Source organism: Nitrosophilus sp., assembly GCF_982775275.1.
On record NZ_CEXZHP010000121.1, the window covers coordinates 1 to 4,829 of the forward strand.

At 33.8% G+C, this 4,829-nt stretch carries 5 protein-coding genes and 1 pseudogene; 1 reads left to right on the top strand and 5 read right to left on the bottom strand.

Features of this window, described 5'->3' with window-relative positions; all coding sequences use genetic code 11:
* Positions 1-322 (top strand): annotated as a pseudogene (locus tag AC30RD_RS06455) (potassium channel family protein); the annotation flags it as partial.
* Between the two features lie 16 nt (positions 323-338).
* Here AC30RD_RS06455 and pckA read toward each other — a convergent pair.
* The 5 genes from pckA to AC30RD_RS06480 all read right to left on the bottom strand — a co-directional run bounded on the left by pckA (position 339) and on the right by AC30RD_RS06480 (position 4,745).
* Positions 339-1,916, bottom strand: a complete 1,578-nt coding sequence (gene pckA, locus AC30RD_RS06460; RefSeq protein ID WP_489493560.1) for a phosphoenolpyruvate carboxykinase (ATP) — start codon at positions 1,914-1,916, stop codon at positions 339-341.
* 99 nt (positions 1,917-2,015) lie between these two features.
* Complete coding sequence (locus AC30RD_RS06465) at positions 2,016-2,351, bottom strand: ferredoxin-thioredoxin reductase catalytic domain-containing protein (RefSeq protein WP_489493561.1); 336 nt, start codon at positions 2,349-2,351, stop codon at positions 2,016-2,018.
* A gap of 12 nt (positions 2,352-2,363) precedes the next feature.
* A complete protein-coding gene (locus tag AC30RD_RS06470) occupies positions 2,364-3,011 on the bottom strand; it encodes a protein-L-isoaspartate(D-aspartate) O-methyltransferase (RefSeq protein ID WP_489493562.1) in 648 nt (215 codons plus the stop codon).
* Positions 3,008-3,730 carry a carbon-nitrogen hydrolase family protein gene (locus AC30RD_RS06475; protein ID WP_489493563.1) on the bottom strand — a complete coding sequence of 241 codons (723 nt, stop codon included), beginning with the start codon at positions 3,728-3,730 and terminating at the stop codon, positions 3,008-3,010. Before AC30RD_RS06475 ends, AC30RD_RS06470 begins: the two co-directional genes overlap by 4 nt.
* Positions 3,720-4,745 (bottom strand): ribonucleotide-diphosphate reductase subunit beta, encoded by a 1,026-nt coding sequence (locus tag AC30RD_RS06480; RefSeq protein ID WP_489493564.1) that lies wholly within the window; start codon positions 4,743-4,745, stop codon positions 3,720-3,722. The genes AC30RD_RS06475 and AC30RD_RS06480 overlap by 11 nt, the downstream gene beginning before the upstream one ends.
* Between the last annotated feature and the right edge of the window lie 84 nt (positions 4,746-4,829).

Sequence of the window (4,829 nt, forward strand, 5' to 3'; positions counted from 1 at the left end):
TAAAGAAAACTCATATGCTCTTTATAACGAGTTAAAAAAAGGAAGAGACATAAGACTATTTCATATCAAAAGATCAAGATCAGATTATACAAAACATATAAAAATAGTATTTTTATTATTAAAAAGAAAAAATAAAATCTACATCTTACCTTCCGAAGATTTAAAAATAGAGCCAGAAGATGAGATTCTTATCGCTACCGATAGCGAGAGTTTAAAAGATTTTGAATATATAATAAACAACTATTATGAGCTATATTATGTGCTAACGGGAAAAGAAAAAAGCTTTGGGATCTATAATCTTTTTGCAAAAGAGAATGGATAAGCTATTAGCTTATCCATTAAAGTCTAGGTCCTGCCTTTGAATAATCAAAATTTCCAAATCCCTCATATCTTTTAAAATTTTCAATAAAGAGTTTTGCCAGATGTTTAAGCTGCTTATCGTAAGCCTCTTTATCTTCCCAAGTATTTCTTGGGTTTAATATATTTGAATCTACATTTTTTATAAATTTAGGAATTGAAAGATTAAATATCGGAAGAGTATCAAAATCCGACTCATTTATAGATCCGTTAAGTATTGCATTTATGCAAGCTCTAGTAGCTGGGAGACTCATCCTTTTTCCAACTCCGTAAGGTCCTCCGGTCCATCCTGTATTTACAAGATAAACGTTTACATCATACTTATCTATTTTTTCGCCAAGAAGCTTTGCGTAGACTGTTGGATGAAGAGGTAAAAAGGCCTCTCCAAAACATGCGCTAAAAGTTGCAACCGGCTCTGTGATGCCTCTCTCGGTTCCCGCAACTTTTGCGGTATATCCGCTAAGGAAATAATACATTGCCTGCTCTTTTGTTAGCTTACTAACCGGAGGCAACACCCCAAAAGCGTCCGCGCTTAAAAATATGATATTTTTTGGATGAGGTCCTCTTAGATCCTCTTTGTGCTTGCAAATATGATAGATTGGATAACTTACTCTTGTATTTTCCGTTTTGCTTGAGTCTTCAAAATCAACGTTACCACTCTCGTCAACTACCACATTTTCTAAAAGAGCATCTCTTTTTATCGCGGCATAAATATCCGGCTCTTTTTGGGCGTCCAAACCTATTACTTTTGCGTAGCATCCACCTTCAAAATTAAAAATGCCTTCATCATCCCAGCCATGTTCGTCATCACCTATCAATCTTCTGTTTGGATCAGCGCTAAGTGTTGTTTTTCCCGTTCCACTTAGACCAAAAAACAGAGCCACATCTTCTTTTTCACCGATATTGGCAGAGCAATGCATAGATAGCTTTCCTTCCATAGGAAGCCAATAATTCATCATAGAAAAAATTCCCTTTTTTATCTCTCCTCCATACCATGTTCCACCAATTATTGCTATATTTTCTTCGATGTTAAAGACTATAAAAACGTCTGAATTTAAACCGTGCTCTTTCCATTTTTCATTTTTAAGATCCGCGGCCACATACATAGTAAAATTTGGATGAAAATCTTTTAACTCTTCTTGAGTTGGTCTAATAAACATATTTTTTACAAAATGGGCCTGCCACGCTATTTCAGTTACCACTCTTATAGCTTTTTTACTCTTTTCGCTAGCTCCTGCGAAGGCGTCCATTACGTAAATATCTTTATTTGACAAATACTCTTTTGTCTTTTCAAAAAGCTCATCAAAAATCTCTTTTGAGATCGGCTGATTGATATCTCCCCAAGCTATATATTTTTCGCTAGGAGGCTGTTTTACAAAATATTTATCTTTAGGACTTCTTCCGGTAAAAATACCTGTATCCACTGCAACGGCGCCAAGTTTCGTTTCAACGCCCTCCTTTTGTTCTAACTCATGCCTAAAAAGTTCATCAAAACTCAAATTATAATATACATTTTTGACACCTGTTAAACCAAGTTTGTCAAAATCATTTATCTTCATTTTTTAAACCTTTTAAAAGTTTTAAAATTTTGTTATCAAATTGTAGCACTCTTATTTTATAATTGCAACAATCCCTATTTTATGGTATTTCTAGCAGCCTTAATGTTTATGGCTTTTTGCATATTCTGGTGTGCAAAATATCCCGCAATGACATTTTCCAATCTCAGGGATCTCTTTTTCAATAGCCGGTTTGCATGGACATATCCTATCGTCTGCGCTTTTAAATTTTCCATCCTCTTCTATAACCAAAAAACAGGGACAAAATCTTTTGCCATATAAAAGCTTATTTCTTGTTAAGCCCATCAATACACCTTCATTTACCTCTTCGCTTGGATTATAAACCCATCCAAACTGTTTGCATACTTTATCGGCAAATTTTTTTGTCTTTTCCAGCTCATTTAAAAACTCGTCACTACTCATATCTACCGACTTCATAACTCACCCCCGTTAAATTGTGCCACTTTTTGTTGGAACAAAAAGGCACTCTTCTAGCTCCTCTTTTTCTATAATATCTTTGTTTTTTATAAATTTTGTGATTATCTGTTTTTTTCCTTTGGTTATGGGAGCGACAAGAATGCCTTTATCTTTTAGTTGATCAAATATAGATCTTGGAATCTCATCGATAGAAGCAGAAAATAGTATCCTATCATAAGGGCTAAACTCTCTCCATCCTAAAAGGCCGTCAGAATATCTTATGTTTATATTGTAAATATCAAGCTCTCTAAACCTTTTTTTAGCCTCTTCCACCAATTTTTCAATTCTTTCTATTGTAAAAACTCTTCTAAAAAGCCTACTTAAAATCGCTGCTTGATAGCCGCTTCCACAACCTATCTCTAAAACGCTATCGGCACCTTTTGGATCTAAAAATTGAGTCATTTTAGCTACGGTTAATGGAGAACTTATCCATTGATTGGATGAAATTGGAAGGGCATCAAGCTTATAGGCAAAATGTTTAAAACCCATTGGAACAAATATCTCCCTTGGAGTTTTCGCAATTGCCTCTTTTACGCTTTTATCCAAAGGAAATATCTTATCTATCTCGTTTGCTAGATTTAAACACTTTTGTGACTCTATTTTTTTTATAAAAAAACTCATAAACCAATATCCATATATCTTCTCATCTTTTTAATTTCGCCTAAATCGCACTCTTTGCATAATATCTTTTTTCTATCATCTCTATAGGCAACGCCAAAAGGAGAGATAATAGCGCTACTTTTAGCCATATCTTCATTTGCGCTATCGCTTGCAACCACAAAGCATTGATTCATTAAACCTAAAGTTTCGGTAAACTGCTCAAAATGTCTTTTTCTAAGCTTTCCCCACATAGCCGGAACCAATATAATATCGCTGCCTTTGAGTTTTTGCCAAATTTCTAAAAATCTTAGCTCAAAACAGATTAACAGACCAAACTTTATTTTATCTATCTCAAAAATTTTAATATCATCTAATGTTCCGCTGTCAAAATAGTCTGTTTCTCCGCCAAACTTAAAAAGTTTAACTTTTGGCTGTTCATATACAATATTTTTGTTATATATAACTTTTGCCACGTTATAAAATCTATCATCTATCTTTTCAATCATCGTAAATGTTATGATTTTATTATCGGATAGATCGATTATCTTTTTAATTGCCTCTTTACCAAAATCTGTCGCCTCTTCAAATCTATCGTATGCAAATCCGGTTAAACATACTTCCGGGGCTACAATTATTGAATTTTGCGGACAATTTTTTATTAGATCGCATAAGATCTTCAAATTTTTCTCAAAATCCTCGCCTGTTTTAAACTGTAGTGCGCATAAATTTTTAGAAGTCATCAAAGCTCAAACTTCCTTTAGAGTAGTTTGTAACGTTACCTTCAAAAAAGTTTGTTTTTTGATCGTTAAATTTTGCAAAATCGTCAACCCATTTAATAGGATGTTCCACGTTATACATAGGTTCAAGCCCTACTCTTTGCAATCTATCATCAGCGAGGTATTTGATATATTGCTCTATCAATTCATCTGTTAAACCTAAAATTTGACCTTGAGTAATATATTTGCCCCAGCTTGATTCAAGCTCCACTGCTCCTTCGAACATTTTATAAACATCGTCTATAAGTTTTTTGGTAAAAAGTTCCGGTCTTTCTTTTTTTGTAGTGTTTATCATATTTTGGAAAATTAAAAGATGTGTTACTTCATCTCTTTGAATAAATCTTATCATTTGCGCAGAACCCAACATTTTACCACTTCTTGCCAAGGTATACATATAGGTAAATCCGCTATAAAAGTATATTCCCTCTAATATTTGGTTTGCAAACATCGCTTTTACTATATTTTCATCGCTTGGATTTTTTGCAAGATCCTCATAAACTTTTGCGATATAGTCATTTTTTTGCTTTAACTGAAGATCCTCTCTCCAAAGCTCATATATCTCATCAGTATTTTGACTAATACTATCTACCATTACCGCATAGCTTTGGGAATGAAGGGCTTCTTCAAAAGCCTGCCTAACCAAAATGAGGTTTATTTCAGGGGCCGTAATGTAAGGGTTTACATTATCTATTAGGTTATTTGTTTGCAATGAGTCCATAAATATCAGTTGAGCTAAAACTTTATCATATGCAAGTTTTTCAGCGTCTGTTAATAGTTTATAATCTCTTGCATCACCGGTCATATCTACCTCTTTTGGAAACCAAGTATTAGCAAGCATCATCTCCCAAAGATTGTATGCCCATTGATATTTAATCTTATTTAATTCAAAAATACCCGTTGGATCTCCGCCAAAAATCTTTCTCTCATTTACACTCTCATGGGATTCTGGATTGTATATCTTTTTTCTATGATAAACCATAACTGCCCCCTTTATTTTTTATAATGCCAAATTGAACCCTCTGAAAAATTACAAATTGAGCGAAAGCTTTGCGATTTTGTCCTC

Coding starts and splice junctions, on each gene's coding strand:
- pckA (WP_489493560.1), bottom strand. CDS start 1,916: ATGAAGATAAATGATTTTGACAAACTTGGTTTAACAGGTGTCAAAAAT.
- AC30RD_RS06465 (WP_489493561.1), bottom strand. CDS start 2,351: ATGAAGTCGGTAGATATGAGTAGTGACGAGTTTTTAAATGAGCTGGAA.
- AC30RD_RS06470 (WP_489493562.1), bottom strand. CDS start 3,011: ATGAGTTTTTTTATAAAAAAAATAGAGTCACAAAAGTGTTTAAATCTA.
- AC30RD_RS06475 (WP_489493563.1), bottom strand. CDS start 3,730: ATGACTTCTAAAAATTTATGCGCACTACAGTTTAAAACAGGCGAGGAT.
- AC30RD_RS06480 (WP_489493564.1), bottom strand. CDS start 4,745: ATGGTTTATCATAGAAAAAAGATATACAATCCAGAATCCCATGAGAGT.